The sequence below is a fragment of the Pseudomonas asuensis genome, from assembly GCF_014646755.1.
Taxonomy (GTDB): Bacteria; Pseudomonadota; Gammaproteobacteria; order Pseudomonadales; family Pseudomonadaceae; genus Chryseomonas; species Chryseomonas asuensis.
This window is the reverse complement of record NZ_BMNW01000003.1, coordinates 436,761-451,603: the sequence shown is the minus strand read 5'-3', so window position 1 is coordinate 451,603 and position 14,843 is coordinate 436,761. Positions and strand designations below refer to the sequence as shown.

The window sequence follows — 14,843 nt, the reverse complement described above, 5'->3', positions numbered from 1 at the left end:
CACTTGACAATTCGGCTGTTCATTTATACAGTGAGCAGTACTCATCAAGGGGGCGATTAGGATTCGACGCCGGTAACAAAACTTGAGGAGCATGCCGAGCTGGTAGCAGACCTCGTAAATTAGCTGCTGCAAACTTATAGTTGCCAACGATGCCAACTACGAAGGGGCCGCGCTAGCCGCCTAACCTTCATCTGGTCGCTTCGGCGCCAGCGATCATTAGGGGATGCCTGTAAACCCGAAATGATCGTCAGATAGAACAGGATCGCCGCCAAGTTCGCTGTAGACGTAACGGCTAAAACTTATACAGCTCGCCCAAAGCACCCTGCCTACCGGGTCGCGATGGGTTAACTCAATAGATAGGCTAAGCATGTAGCGCCAAGAGCGGAGAGCTGGCGGACGGGGGTTCAAATCCCCCCGCCTCCACCAAACACTAAGGGCTAGCCAAACGGCTAGCCCTTTTTTATTGCCTAAATTCGGCTATTGTTAGAAATAAGGCGATACAATGGCACTTTGATATTTTAGAGTTTTACGGTCTGCACCATGGCAGGCGCCACTGACAACATGGTTGGATGATGAGATACAAGGTTTGGTTATTAGCCATAACAGGATGTCTGGCCTCCCTAGCCGCCCATGCAGGTGAGCTGACGGATGAAAATGACGAGTTCAGGGAGCGGCGCTCTGTAATCTGGACCGGCGACAAGTCTGCCGATGACTTGGTCTTCACCGTTTCGGCCAGCCAGGCAACAACAAGCTCAGGCGGCAAAATCACTACGTACGTAGCCAAGCTGTCAAGCATTGGCAAAGAAGCCCGATTTGGCGATTGCCGGTTTGCACGCTGGACAATCGATGGCAAGACCTTCTACGAGATGGAAGGCAAGTACAAGCTCAACACCTTTCGCGATATCTATGGCGAAGATTTCACCACCCCCGTTACTCGCGAAGCCCTTGAGTACGTTGCATCTGGCCAAAGCGTGGAATACAAGGCTTGTCACGTTAAAGGCAGGCTTTCAGACGATGATCTTGAAGGACTTCAACGTCTCTTGGATGTTACCGAAGGCTGACACTTTCAGCTGCGCATCTACTCTATGTTCAGCCTGAAATTACTGCTTATTCTGGACTAAAGACCCCGCTGAACCAGCCGATACGTTAGACACTAAGGCAGCAAGGTAAGCTGCCGTCTCATTTATGAGTAGCGTAAGACGCTGCCAAGGATAGAAAAGTGTTCTACTGCCTCGGTTTGATTCTCCTTGCTGCTGGGTCCTTTTGCTTATTTTTTGCGCCAGAAGACCTTCAAATCGTTATTGAAGGTGTACTGCTGATGACTATCGGCCTCATCTACATTTTTGAAGGTCAGCGTAGCCAGCGGAAGCTTAAGGCGCTGGCGTCCAGCCGCCATTCAAGTCCGCACCTGTTCGGTCGATAACAAAAAGGTCAGGCAGTTTCCCTCTCTTTCTGCCTGACCTTAAGCCCCGAGCAATCGGGGCTTTTTGTTATCTGTTTACTATTGCATCTGAGTTGCGCCTGACGTCAGAAGACCTGCCGCAGCAACAGTGGAGCTGTCAGAAGGCATCCTTTACGCGTCAGTAAGGTGATGGTTACAGCCAAACGAGGTAGTAGCCCGAGCCCAGCGATGATGTGCGAGTGCGACAAGGGCCGTACGCACTAACCAGAAGTGTGATGGTTGGGAGGGATGAATAACCAAAAGGGGCCGCCATGTAGCAGCCCCTTTTCCTGTCTTAGGCCCTTTGCTTAAGCGGCTTGGCCTTCCAACACAGGCTTTTCGTCTGCACGTACCTGGCCATTGATGGCGATACGCTTGGGCTTGGCCTCTTCCGGTACTTCACGCACCAGATCAATATTAAGCAGACCGCTCTTCAAGCTCGCACCCTTCACCTCGATATGGTCGGCCAGGCGGAAGGACAGCTTGAACGCACGCTGTGCGATGCCCTGATGCAGATAGGTCACGCTCTCAGCGCCTTTCTCGCGGCGCCCGCTCTTCACAGTCAACACGCCCCGCTCCACTTCAAGCTCGAGGTCATCTTCGGCAAGGCCAGCAGCGGCAATCACAATGCGGTAGTGATCATCACCATGCTTTTCCACGTTATAGGGTGGATAGGTACTGCCCGACTCATTACGAAGAGCGGATTCGAACAGGTCATTGAAGCGGTCGAACCCAACGGAATGGCGGAACAGAGGAGCAAGAGAAAATGCAGTATTCATATGGAAATCTCCTGAAGCATCAGCAAGTTTCAAAGCGGGGCCCGACTTCGGCGCCCTGCACAATCCCATATAAGGACCCTCGCTTCTTTTTCAAGAGCTCCAACCGACAAACGGTTAGCTCAAGCTTATAACGACTTGGACGCTCAAATGAGCTGGACAAAGTCGCATAGGATTTAATCCTGATGGCCGACGTTAGGCGCTGATAAACAATCTTTTGGGCGATAGATTCTTCAGGCGCAGCCAGAGAGACTTGCATCCGTTTTGCCTGTTTGCCATAAACGCAAGGGCAAATCTCCAGGCTGGCGTCCCGAGGGGCAGGCAGTGCGGGTGGTCCGTGCATGGACGTTATCAATGATCAAGGAGTGTGTCCCTATGTTCAGTTTGAAACCTCTTGTACTAGCGGTATCTGCTCTAACCAGCATTTCAGCCATGGCCGCATTTGACTCGGCAACATTGACCCAGGAAGGAAACAGTAACGAGGTCTCCATCAATCAGAGTGGTGGAACCTATAACGCAGCAACTCAAACACAAACCGGCGACGGCAACCAGGCTATCGCCGAGCAAACCGACAGCAACAACAGCACGATAGAACAAACCCAAACCGGCAATGCCAATCTTAGCCGGGCCACCCAGGCGTACGCTGAAGAAAACAGCAGCATTACTACCGATCAGAGCGGTAACAACAATACGGCGCTCGCACGGCAGGATGACGTTTCGAGAAGCACGATCAGCGTAACTCAAGAAGGCGACGTTCATACGGCTGCTATTCAGCAGGTGGGTACGACCAACTCTACTGTTACGGTGTACCAGCAAGGTACAGAGCACACGGCCTCTATTACTCAAGCCGGCTCAAACAACCTGGCAGAGGCGTACACGTTTGGCAGTAACAATACCGTGAACGCCAGTCAGCAAGGAGCCTTTATGGGCGGCCAGTACGGCTCGGACCTAACGATGTTTTTTGGCCAGGCCGGCAGTTCAAACACGGTGAATGCCAGTCAACAGGGCTTCGACAACGAACTCTGGACAGGCCAGTATGATTCCAATAGCACCATTACGGTTGAACAATCCGGCGTTGGAAATGGCATTCGACTGGCTCAGTCACAAAACGGTAATATCATGACCAGCGAGCAGGCTGGCAGAAATAATACCCAGGCCATGACCCAGGCGGGTAACAATAACGAATTGAGCATTAGCCAGGATGGTATGGATCAACGCGCTATCTTGATCAGCCAGGGAGACAACAATGAAGTCAATGTCACCCAGAGCGGTATGATCGGCAGTGTGGATATCACACAAACGGGAAATGACAACATAGTCAATTCTGCTCAGAACGGAGATTTCCTGTTGTCCACCATTATCCAAACCGGTGATTTGAATCAGGTCCAGCTCAATCAGAACAACTCATCAAACCAAGCCTATATCCAGCAAGTGGGGACAGGCAACTCTGCCACTGTTAGTCAGTAATCATACTTTCCAGGCTACTGGCTACATACAGCCGGTAGCCTGATGTTATGAGCTGACTGCCCATCTGATGGTGGTGCCCCTTACACAACCTTTACCTTCCTCCTCTTTTTCTTTACAGGGCTCCGTTGTTTCATTGAATAACCGGTTTTTTATACAGCCGGACGCCTGAGGAGGAGACGTTTATGATTCGCCAAATTCCCAAGATTGCTCTTCTGGCAGGTTGCCTTGCAGCCGCTGGCCAAGCCTTTGCCCACGGTGGACACGGCCCAGGGCCTGCCATTTTAGGGGCCGTAGTCGGGGCTGTTGTTGGCGGAGCGATTGTAGCTAACTCACGTGCTGCAGAAGCCCCTGTCTATGTACAGGCAGCTCCCCCACCTCCACCGCCACATGTTGTTTACTACCCAGCTCAACCTGTTTATTACGAAACCCAGGTTGTACGCGTAGCGCCTGCGCCGCCGCCCCATTACTACTATGGCCCGCCACCTGGCTATTACGGTCCGCCACCGCGCTGGTAACCCAAAGAAACCTCGCCAGAGGCGAGGCTTCTTTATTACGTATGTTCAGATAGCGTGAGTTCTGATCAGAACGACCATTTACTGCCTCATTGAGAGAAACAGGGAAGGCTCCTTGTGCATCCAGAGGCGATGGCGCTTAAAGGACAAGCAGCCCTCTAAAACCGAGGCACTACTGGCACTGCCTGGGCTACTGCTTCACAAAGACTGTACAACACTCGGGCGCTGGATATCATTCTCCTCTCGCTAAGCCAATCTGAGCAGGCTCACGCATAACCGGTCGCACATGACTGATTACGAAACGGCTTTCTGGCAAGGCTGGGATGCGTGTGGTATCGATTGAAAGATCCTGTGGGGGTACGTCATAGCGTATCCACTGGGTAAGTGCCTTCACAGCCACTTTTAGCAACTCGATCGTAATCCACTCACCGGGGCAACGATGGTTTTGATGGTGGTCACCGCCTCCTTGAGGAACAAAGTTGAAAGGATTTTCATCCCATCTCAAAAAGCGCTCGGGGTCGAATTTCTCTGGATCTTTCCAAATTCGTGCATCGTGATTGATTCCATAGAGATCCAACAATACGCGAGTGCCCTTGGCAAAAGGGTAGCCTTTCCATTCAAAGTCTTTGCGAACGCGCGCTACCGTAAATGGAAAGAAGGAAAAAACTCGGCGGACTTCCTGTACAAAAGGCTGCAGCATGTCGGGCTCATCACGCAGCCGCTGTTGCCACTCGGGATGCTTATTCAACGCCCAGGCCGCAAAGACGATAAACCGGGCTACAGCTACAGTGGGCCGTAGCACATTAAGAATTTCAACTGCTGCGGTTTTAGGATCGAGCTGATTACCCTCACTATCCCTGTGGTGGCTAAACACATACAAGGCCGTTTGCGGAGCCGGGCTCAGCGCACCCTGACGCACCTGCATGACCAGATTGGCAATCCAGGCTTCAGCCTCTTTGCGTGCCTTACGGGCATTGAGGTGCCTGAGCCCTATTCCTCCCGCGCCATCGATCAGGGCCGTAAGCTGCGAGCGGCGCTTGGCCACATCCTGTTCAGGGAGAGGAATGCCGGACCACTCACAGACGATCCGGCATAGCTGGAACTGCACAGCATAGAGCAGAACGACTTCGTGATTACCGGTCCAAGTGGGAATATCCCGTTGCCACTGCTCCGCATACCGGTCAGCCAGAGCCTGAACGTTGTCAGGTGTCATCAGCGACATGAACATCTGCTTACGTATGCGATGAGCGTCCCCGTCTAAGCCCTGGATAGCGCCAAAGCCAAACAGGGTTTTCTTCAACATACGGGGAGCCGCTTTTTCACGCATGAAGAGCGACTCATTATAGAACAGCCTGGCACCCTCCTCGCCAGACAGGCAGATTGTATTTTGCATAAGCAGACGCGCCTGGAACACATCGCTTTGATAACGACGGCAACGCTCTGGAATATAGCGATATCCTTCCTTGAGCAGAGCAAAAGAGCTATCCAGATGAGGGTCTTTTGGGATCGCAGACATAAACGGCGGCACTCCGATTGATCGACTCAACGTCCTGCCGTAACGCACTGTAGACCTACAGGCGCACGGAAGCGCATTGATTTAATCGACCCGCTATCCTGGCCAAAGGTGCAATGTGTATTGGCCGTTATCCACCTAACGAAAGCCGCGACTCAGAAAAGGTGATCCCTTCAGGCCAAACCGCCAGGGTACATCGCGTGCCTTGGTAATACCGATTCGCGGCCCTGTGACTACGTCAACAGACGCTAGCGGTGCATTCAATTCAAGAGCCGGTGACTCCAATGAAAGCCCATCGTGCTCACCGGAAATACCCAAGGCCTGGCAGACGCGACCTGGACCTGCACATAGCAGCTTTAGCGTATCGAGCCCGCGACGCTCACGCATGACGTCAATACCCTCAAGAGGCTCTAACGCCCGGATCAGCACACCGGCCCCATGCCCCACATCACAGCAGACAAAATTCAAACACCAGTGAATACCGTAGGAGCGGTAAACATACACATGGCCAGGCGGCCCAAACATGGTGGCATTACGGCGCGTAGGCCCGGAAAAGCTATGGGAGGCAGGATCTTCACGGTCATAGGCTTCGGTCTCGACGATCCGCCCTCCTACACCGTTGAATGTCAAATTCCAGCCAATTAATTGATGGGCCACTTCATGGGAAGGAGCAGCAAAGTCAATGGGTACAGTCATGGTCATATTGCCTACATAGTCATAGACACATGACAACCCTGACTGTCTCAGGTGCCATTAGAAATGGCTCCTAAGCCGAGGATATGCATCTTTATCGGCGGCGTATCCTGAACCTTTAACAACTATTTTTTTGCGGCTAAATCAGAATTTTTTAATACCTGATCTGTATCACAGAAGGTATATGATCGCTGAATAACCCAAGCCTTGTAAGAACCATGAACAACTCAGTGCCCATCCCAGCAAACGAGCCCGAGCGAATTGCAGAAATCCAGCAGCTGTGCCTGATCAATCCTGAGCCGGACTGCGCTTTTGACAAAATCGTTACGTTGGCCGCTGAGCTGTTTCAGGTTCCGATTGCCTTGATATCGATTATCGATGCGCACCGCCAGTGGTTTAGTGCAAGTATTGGACTCACTATCAGCGAAACGCCTCGTGAGCACTCCTTTTGCAACCATGCCATCCTAAGCGATGAGCTTTTTATGGTCAGTGATGCGACTCAAGACTCTCGTTTCAAGGACAACCCGCTGGTAACAGGTGAGCCTCATATCCGCTTTTATGCAGGCGCTCCCCTGTTAACCCATCAGGGCCTTGGCTTGGGCAGTCTTTGCATCATTGATACGAAGCCGCGCCCTCCATTGGATGATCACCAGATAAGGCTTCTGAACCACCTTGCCGAATTGGTTATGTTGCGCGTGGAAACGCTGCGTAATCTCAACTTTGTAGATTTACCGACTGGCCTGTTCAATCGGCCTCGCCTGGAAAGAGACATTTCGGTCTTTTTCTCGGATAAGGATGTTCCGGTCACGCTGGTTGCAGTCGATGTGGTTGCGCCCCGTATTCTTAACGATATTGTTAAAGCCTTGGGATATACGTTTTCAGAGCGGCTCATGCTGCTTATCAGAGATCGCCTTCAGGCCGTTGTGCCCGAAAACCTTAAGCTGTACAGAATCAGCCCTACACGCATCGCCTTTATGCTGGCAGACACCGCAACGGAAGCAGCCGAAACACTGTACAGACATATTCTTGAAGCGTTTGAAGCACCCCTGGTATGCGATACCATTCCTATTCAGACACAAATCGGGTTGGGCATCCTGATACTCAACAGAGAAAAGGCATGCTCAACGGACTGGATACGCTCCCTAGTCAGTGCCGCAGACGATGCACGGGAAAATAATGCGGGTTGGGAAATGTACAGCCCGCGCCGCGACCATGCGCAGCAGCGTGCTTTTCGCCTGCTAAGCGCCTTGACGATAGCGCTTCAGGCAGATGACCAGTTAAGGCTCTACTTCCAACCCAAGATCGAGCTGGCCAGCAGTGAGTGCACTTCGGTAGAGGCACTTATCCGTTGGCGCCATCCCACACTAGGTGATATCAGCCCTGGCGAGTTCATACCACTTGCCGAGAAGACCTTTCTGATCCGCTCAGTAAGCTTATGGGTATTGAGAGCCGCGATTAAACAGGCCAAAGCCTGGCAACAACAGGGGCTTAACCTGACGGTAGCTATCAATGTCTCCGCAGCTGATCTGGACGATGAGATGTTTACCGATACGCTGACAGCCCTGCTCAAGCAGCATGATCTCCCGGCGCAGCGGCTGGAGGTAGAATTCACCGAAGGAGCCCTGATCCGGCAAACCGAAGTCGTGCAGCACCAACTTGAGCGCATCCATAATCTGGGCATCGTCATCGCTATCGATGATTTTGGTACGGGCTACAGCAATTGGTCGTATCTGCGCGATATTCCCGCCTCCGTGGTCAAGCTCGACCAGTCCTTCATACGCAATGCACTTCGACACGAAAAAGATAAGCGGATCGTCAAGGCCATGATCAGGCTCGCCAAGGAAATGGACTATCGCGTGGTGGCCGAGGGTATCGAGACTGAGGAAACCTACAAGCTGATGCGAAACTGGGGATGCGATGAGGGCCAGGGCTACCTGATGGCCCGCCCCATGCCAGCCATTGCCCTGCTTGAATGGCTTGAGAGCAAGCCTCTTCAGTACTAAAGCGTTCTGACGATCATTATAAGACAGGAACCCTTTTACTATTTGCTGGCTTATAGAGCGTTGATCTTGCCAAAGGGATAAACCCGTACTTTTTCTGTCACATCATGAATCGACAGAAAAAGTATTCTTTATGGAATCCGGTAGATCATCTCTTAGCGCATTAAGTCCTGGCGATCTGGCGCAACTGGTTTTAGCCAATACCTCCGACTATGCCATAGTCGTATCTGACCTGTCTGGAACCATCGTGGACTGGAACCCCAGCGCCGAAAAGATCTTGGGGTGGACGGCAGCTGAAGCCATTGGCCAGCCTGTATCGATTTTCTTCACACCAGAAGATTGTGCGAATGATCGACCCAACGTCGAAATGACGGAGGCTGCCAGGTGTGGCTGCGCCAAGGATGAGCGATGGCACATCAAGCACGACGGTACACGTTTCTGGGCAAGTGGCGAGATGAGCGCATTGCGCAGAAACGGCGTGCTCATGGGTTACTCCAAAATTCTACGAGACCGTACGCCCGAGCGCCTGGCTGCAGAGCGACTGCGCCTGGCTCAACAGGTTGGAGAAATCGGAACATTCGAATTACACCCAGCCTCGGGACGCATGACCGTATCTCGAGAGATGTGCCAGCTCTGGGGCCTGCCTGAACAGGATACCTTTCAGACCAACGAGCTGATTGCGCTTATCCATCCTGACGACCGCGCCCGTATCACTACCGATAGCCATGAGTTTATAGAGGGGGCGCTGGATTACGTCGAGTATCGTATTCGAAGGCCGGATAACGGTGAGGAGCGCTGGATGGCTCGCCGAGGTGAGCCAATCCTGGTCAACTCCCGCGAAGGCATGCGCTATTTTGGCGTGTGCTATGACATTACTGACCGCAAACTGGCCGAACAGGCACGACTGGAAAGCGATGCTCGCCTACGCGGCCTCACCCAAGGCATGCAAGAGGGCTTCTTTGTTGCAGAACCTATCCTGGATGCAACCGGCCACATGGTCGACTTTCGCTTCATAGAGGTCAATCCGGCGTTTAGCCAGCTGACAGGGCTGCCGCTTGATCAGGTAGAGGGTCGTACGCTTAGTGAAGCATTGCCCAATATCGATGACACGCTGGTGGAGAGTTATTCGCGCTTCGTACGCCACAACGACCCCGTGCATTTCGAGTTGCAACTGCAGGCGCTCAATGGCCGCTGGTTCGAGTCGTGGCTAAGACGTCTGGATTCTGAAAGCTTTGTTGTTTTGTTTTTGGATGTTACAGCGCGCAAGCAAGCTGAAGCGGCTCTGGCGGAAAGCGAAGCACGCTTTAAGGCCATCACCAATTCAATCGATCAGATGGTATGGGCTAGCCGCCCGGATGGTCATCACTACTATTTCAACGAACGCTGGTACGAATTTACCGGCTCAACGGCCGGGCGTACTGACGGTGACGGCTGGGCCGAGCTGATTCATCCAGACGACCAGGAAACCACTTGGGCGCTCTGGCAGCAGTGTCTCAACAATGGCGAGCTCTATCGGACAGAATTTCGGCTTCGCCACTGCTCAGGCCAGTATCGCTGGGTGCTCGCACGGGCCCAGCCAGTACGTAATGAACGTGGCACCATAGACGGCTGGTTTGGTACTTCAACTGATATCCAGGACATCATCAATGCTCGCGAGGTTTTATCCCGTTCCCGTGAAGAGCTTGAAAAACAAATTGAGTTGCGCACACGCGAGCGTGATCGAATCTGGCGCTTGAGTAACGATCTGATGAAGGTCTGTCAGCTGGATGGCCGCTTCGTTTCAGTGAATGAAGCCTGGTATAAGACACTAGGCTGGTCAGAGAGCGACCTGCTTGGAAGAAATTACCTTGACCTGATTCATCCGGACGATGTTGACCGCATCACCCATGGACTGAATACCATCGACCAGGAGCGTCGGGCTCGCTCCTACGAAGTACGCCTACTCCATCAGAATGGCAACTATCGACTGACATCATGGACGGCTGTGCCTGAGGAGGGGCTGATTTACTCAGTTGGCCGGGATATTACCGAGCAGCGTCAGCTTGAAGATCAACTGCGTCAATCCCAGAAAATGGAAGCGGTCGGCCAGCTTACGGGGGGTATTGCCCATGACTTCAATAACCTGCTGACTGGAATCATCGGCTCGCTGGATCTGATGCAGCGTCGTTACGAGTCTGGCCGTCCTCAGAATCTGGACCGCTATATGAGTGCTGCCGTTACTTCGGCTCAGCGCGCAGCGGCGCTGACTCAACGCCTACTGGCGTTTTCGCGGCGACAGGCCCTTGATCTTAAACCTGTCAATCTCAACACACTGGTTGCGTCGATGGAGGAGCTGTTACGGCGCACCATAGGCGAAAAAATCACACTCAACACGACGCTTGTAGCAGGACTGTGGCCAGCGCTGACCGATACCAATCAGCTGGAAAGCGCCCTGCTCAACCTAGTGATCAATGCCCGCGATGCCATGCCGGCTGGCGGCATAATCACCATTGCCACCTCGTCGGCACACGTTGACGAACATAACGAAGACCCACACCTTACGTTGGCACCGGGTGACTACGTGGTGCTGAGCGTAAACGATACCGGCACCGGCATGAGCCAGGAGGTCATAGAGCGTGCCTTTGACCCCTTTTTTACAACCAAACCCATTGGTCAGGGAACCGGGCTTGGGCTATCCATGATCTATGGCTATGCCAAACAGTCCAAGGGACAGGTCCGCATTTTCTCCACACAAGGCAAAGGCACCAGCGTCAGGCTATACCTACCTCGCTACCGCGGCGCCCTGGATGAACGCCCCACTGATACTGCAAGGCAGGTGCCTAAGGGCTCGGGGGAAACGGTGCTGGTGGTCGAAGACGAGCCTGTTGTCCGCTCGCTGATTATCGAGGTGTTGAATGAGTTGGGCTACAGCTCGCTTGAGGCAATCGATGCGCAACAGGCTATACCACTACTGCAAAGTGACCAGCAGATTGATTTGATGATTTCTGATGTTGGATTACCTGGAATGAACGGCCGTCAATTAGCCGATGTAGCCAGAACCATACGGCCGGAGCTAAAGATTCTCTTTGCAACAGGGTATGCCGAGGGCGCTCAGGTAGAGGGCTACCTGGGAGAAAACATGCAAATTATCACCAAGCCATTCAACGTGGATGCATTGGCTAGCAAGATTCAGGACATTATCAAGCCTCCGGACTGACTATTGCAGGTCGACTTGGCCGCTGCTGAGCAGTCCAGGCTTACCGGATGTAAGTCGATAGGCTCGAATTACTCGACCTACTGGAGGAGCTGTGAAATAAAACATCATGCGATGGGGTATCAGTACAGACGCATCTATTTCAGCGAATCAACCAGCCTCACGCCGGTAATTGCGCGTCACAGACGACTGCCATAGGCTACAAATCCATTAGCCCGCACACGCTACCAAACGTCGGCCTTGCGCTTTTTGTGTCCAAAAGCGGGTAAATACCTTTAAAATCCGCCGCTTCGCTCAATTGCGTGCATGAAAACGAACCTTTAGCGGGACACATTGACTGTGTACGGCGTTGATTCATCCAGCGTGAAGGGGCCGCACGAATCCCTTTGTTGCCATACGACGACCCGCTTCCTTATAAGTTGATACCTGCCATGACCCAAGCTTCAAACCCTCTCCTGAACTGGCTGATGCGCTCCAGTCTGGTGATGCAGATTCTCATTGGACTGATCGCCGGCATTGTGCTCGCGCTCGTGGCGCCCTCTGCCGCTCAAGCCACAGGTTTCATTGGTTCTGTGTTTGTCACGGCCTTGAAAGCGGTTGCGCCGATCCTGGTATTCGTTCTGGTAGCGTCCTCTATTGCCAATCATAAGCAAGGACAGCCAACTCACATAAAGCCCATCCTGTGGCTTTATGTAATCGGGACATTATCCGCTTCGATAATTGCAGTGCTGGCCAGCTTTCTCTTCCCCTCCACCTTGACACTTGTCGCCCATACCAGTGATGTCAGCCCACCAGAAGGAATCAGCAGCGTATTGCAAACCCTGCTGCTAAGTATCGTGGACAACCCCATCAACGCCCTCATCAACGCCAACTTCATGGGTATCCTGGCATGGGCCATTGGACTGGGCATTACGTTCCGCCATACCAGCGAGACGACCCGAACGCTGTTTAGTGATTTGGCAGATGGCGTTTCGAATATCGTCCGTTTCGTGATTCGCTTTGCGCCACTGGGCATTTTTGGTCTGGTAGCCTCAACGCTGGCTACGTCCGGGTTTGATGCCCTGGTGAGTTACTTGCACCTTCTGGCCGTACTGGTTGGCTGCATGCTGTTGGTAGCCCTCGTCGTTAACCCGCTCATCGTTTATTGGAAAATCCGGCGTAACCCGTATCCATTAGTACTGACCTGCTTGAAAGAAAGCGGTATTACGGCCTTTTTCACGCGTAGCTCTGCAGCCAATGTGCCCGTCAATCTGGCACTGTGCGAACGCTTGGGCTTGCATGAGGATACTTACTCGGTATCGATTCCGCTGGGCGCGACCATCAATATGGGCGGAGCAGCCATTACCATCACGGTGCTGACATTAGCCGCAGTAGAAACCATGGGTATTGCCGTCGATATTCCAACCGCCATTCTGCTCAGCATTGTGGCAGCGGTATGTGCGTGTGGTGCATCTGGGGTAGCGGGCGGCTCGCTGCTATTGATCCCTCTGGCTTGCAGCCTGTTCGGGATACCTAGCGAAATCGCCATGCAGGTTGTGGCGGTGGGCTTTATCATCGGCGTGGTTCAGGATTCGGCAGAAACCGCGCTGAACTCCTCCACTGACGTCATCTTCACGGCAGCGGCCTGTCAGGCTAAAGAAGCCTGATCTTCGTGCAGCGGAAAGGTAGAAGCATCATCTTTCCGCTGCCATAACCCTTCAATACTGCACGCTCTCAAGCTCAGGCAGGTTCGACTGTAATCTTTGGCGTACCATTATGGGTCTGTACCTTGACCCGTCCCGGCGTATATTCAACCAAGTGCCCGCCGTCGAAGATAAAGGAATAGTCTGAGCGATCTGCCGACATACTAAGCAACCGGGCCTTGTAAACAAGGACGGTCAGCGAACCTTCCTTCTGCACATGATCAGGCTTACCCATCGAGCTTATCAGCTGCTGCTCGGTCATATACCGCTGGATCTGAACATCCTGGGGTGCCTGTTCACCCTTGTACCCCTGGGTACAAGCCGCCAACAACGCCAAGGAAAGCATCACCATTGTCTTGCGCATGAATCTTCATCCTTTTCCAGCCCGGCAGCACCCATTGCTGCATGTGCCTACACCGAACCCCTGATTGATATCGCTACGCTCAAGGTTTGGTCATACTCAAAGGACTGCAACCAAGTCGTAACGCTTCCTTCCGACTCGCTTTCTGTGATTTCGTTCGCAGCAGTTAGGACTCAAGCTTAAGAGCTGGCAGGATATGGATAAGGGAATAGATGAGACAGCGGAGCTGCCTCACGAGAGCATCAGCGGCTGCTTATCGACGGCCACGGAAGCGATTGCGATTAAGCAAGACATACCCAATAAACTGGACAATTGCTGATACCACCAGAGGCGTCAGGTGCCCAGCGTCACGAGGCGCTCTTTCAGGACCGATCAAGGGCACTAGAGCAGTCACCAGACCTATTACTCCACCTACGAACAGCACCAGGCCGATCCAGGTTAAGGGGCGTACTTTGGTTTTGGAGTCGTTCATTCCATTACTCAGCGAAGTTCAAAGCGGCCCCATTCTATCGGATCGTCAATATTACTGCCCCTGATCGATCGTGCTGAACCGAAACGGGTTTTTACATTCAAACCTGTATGTTGTCGGCCTAACCCAAATCCATTTTTTGATTCCAACCGCGAGTATTCAGCATGCGTATTGCCTGTCTTGCCTGGGGCTCCCTGATCTGGAAGCCCGGCCCTCTTCCGCTGTCTTCTGCCTGGATGAATGACGGTCCCTTACTGCCAGTAGAACTTTGCCGCACCTGCGATGGTGGAGAGCTAGCAGTTGCCCTGTCCTCCAGTGCACCGGATAGCCCTACCTTCTGGGCCCTCTTGAATGTTGAAGATTTAGATACCGCACGTGAACTGCTGCGAGATCGGGAGCAAATCAACCGTGAACGCCCTGAGTATGTCGGCACTATTCCAGGTGAGTACGAAGGGCCTTATGGAGAGCGCATCAAGGAGTGGGCGGCCAGTAAGGAGCTGGATGCTGTTGTCTGGACGGCATTACCGCCCAAGTCGAAGGACGAGGAAGGTCGTATGCCCTCGGCTGATGAAGCCATCGCCTATCTTGAGGGGCTTGAAGGCGGAGTCCGTGACCACGCCTGTGACTATGTCAGGCAGCTTCCGCTTGAGATCAGAACACCCTATAGAACGGTTATCGAACAGCGTTTAGGCTGGATGCCTATCGATAAATAAGACGCTGCTATCAGTTGGCAGTT

At 52.9% G+C, this 14,843-nt stretch carries 13 protein-coding genes and 1 other RNA gene; 8 read left to right on the top strand and 6 right to left on the bottom strand.

Translation table 11 applies throughout. The features are described 5' to 3' along the window. Positions 1-48 precede the first annotated feature (48 nt). Positions 49-426, top strand: a transfer-messenger RNA (tmRNA) gene (ssrA, locus tag IEX86_RS08855). 146 nt (positions 427-572) lie between these two features. Further along, complete coding sequence (locus IEX86_RS08850) at positions 573-1,061, top strand: hypothetical protein (protein WP_188865759.1); 489 nt, start codon at positions 573-575, stop codon at positions 1,059-1,061. Between the two features lie 206 nt (positions 1,062-1,267). Here the strand turns inward: IEX86_RS08850 and IEX86_RS25395 are convergent, their stop codons facing one another. Both IEX86_RS25395 and IEX86_RS08845 read right to left on the bottom strand, forming a co-directional pair. Further along, the gene (locus IEX86_RS25395) at positions 1,268-1,396 is read right to left on the bottom strand and encodes a hypothetical protein (protein ID WP_268239858.1); all 129 of its coding nucleotides are present in this window, start codon (positions 1,394-1,396) and stop codon (positions 1,268-1,270) included. Positions 1,397-1,749: 353 nt separating this feature from the next. After that, complete coding sequence (locus tag IEX86_RS08845; RefSeq protein WP_188865758.1) at positions 1,750-2,220, bottom strand: Hsp20 family protein; 471 nt, start codon at positions 2,218-2,220, stop codon at positions 1,750-1,752. A 372-nt stretch (positions 2,221-2,592) separates the two neighbouring features. Between IEX86_RS08845 and IEX86_RS08840 the strand changes: the two genes are divergently transcribed. After that, complete coding sequence (locus IEX86_RS08840; protein ID WP_188865757.1) at positions 2,593-3,684, top strand: hypothetical protein; 1,092 nt, start codon at positions 2,593-2,595, stop codon at positions 3,682-3,684. A 182-nt stretch (positions 3,685-3,866) separates the two neighbouring features. Continuing rightward, the gene (locus IEX86_RS08835) at positions 3,867-4,199 is read left to right on the top strand and encodes a hypothetical protein (RefSeq protein WP_188865756.1); all 333 of its coding nucleotides are present in this window, start codon (positions 3,867-3,869) and stop codon (positions 4,197-4,199) included. Positions 4,200-4,428: 229 nt separating this feature from the next. Here the strand turns inward: IEX86_RS08835 and IEX86_RS08830 are convergent, their stop codons facing one another. Together IEX86_RS08830 and IEX86_RS08825 are read right to left on the bottom strand one after the other, a co-directional pair. Then, positions 4,429-5,712, bottom strand: a complete 1,284-nt coding sequence (locus IEX86_RS08830) for a cytochrome P450 (RefSeq protein WP_188865755.1) — start codon at positions 5,710-5,712, stop codon at positions 4,429-4,431. A 135-nt stretch (positions 5,713-5,847) separates the two neighbouring features. Continuing rightward, on the bottom strand, positions 5,848-6,405 hold the full coding sequence (locus IEX86_RS08825; RefSeq protein WP_229685284.1) for a DNA-3-methyladenine glycosylase: 558 nt from the start codon (positions 6,403-6,405) through the stop codon (positions 5,848-5,850). Between the two features lie 215 nt (positions 6,406-6,620). Here IEX86_RS08825 and IEX86_RS08820 point away from each other — a divergent pair, with 215 nt between their 5' ends. The 3 genes from IEX86_RS08820 to sstT all read left to right on the top strand — a co-directional run bounded on the left by IEX86_RS08820 (position 6,621) and on the right by sstT (position 13,241). Then, complete coding sequence (locus tag IEX86_RS08820) at positions 6,621-8,405, top strand: putative bifunctional diguanylate cyclase/phosphodiesterase (protein ID WP_188865753.1); 1,785 nt, start codon at positions 6,621-6,623, stop codon at positions 8,403-8,405. A 130-nt stretch (positions 8,406-8,535) separates the two neighbouring features. Then, complete coding sequence (locus tag IEX86_RS08815; RefSeq protein WP_188865752.1) at positions 8,536-11,598, top strand: hybrid sensor histidine kinase/response regulator; 3,063 nt, start codon at positions 8,536-8,538, stop codon at positions 11,596-11,598. Between the two features lie 428 nt (positions 11,599-12,026). Next, positions 12,027-13,241 carry a serine/threonine transporter SstT gene (gene sstT, locus IEX86_RS08810; protein WP_188865751.1) on the top strand — a complete coding sequence of 405 codons (1,215 nt, stop codon included), beginning with the start codon at positions 12,027-12,029 and terminating at the stop codon, positions 13,239-13,241. 73 nt (positions 13,242-13,314) lie between these two features. Here sstT and IEX86_RS08805 read toward each other — a convergent pair whose 3' ends face one another. Then, positions 13,315-13,641, bottom strand: a complete 327-nt coding sequence (locus tag IEX86_RS08805; RefSeq protein ID WP_188865750.1) for a hypothetical protein — start codon at positions 13,639-13,641, stop codon at positions 13,315-13,317. Positions 13,642-13,891: 250 nt separating this feature from the next. Then, on the bottom strand, positions 13,892-14,110 hold the full coding sequence (locus IEX86_RS08800) for a hypothetical protein (protein ID WP_188865749.1): 219 nt from the start codon (positions 14,108-14,110) through the stop codon (positions 13,892-13,894). 161 nt (positions 14,111-14,271) lie between these two features. Between IEX86_RS08800 and IEX86_RS08795 the strand changes: the two genes are divergently transcribed. Beyond that, positions 14,272-14,820, top strand: a complete 549-nt coding sequence (locus IEX86_RS08795) for a hypothetical protein (RefSeq protein WP_188865748.1) — start codon at positions 14,272-14,274, stop codon at positions 14,818-14,820. Positions 14,821-14,843 lie beyond the last annotated feature (23 nt).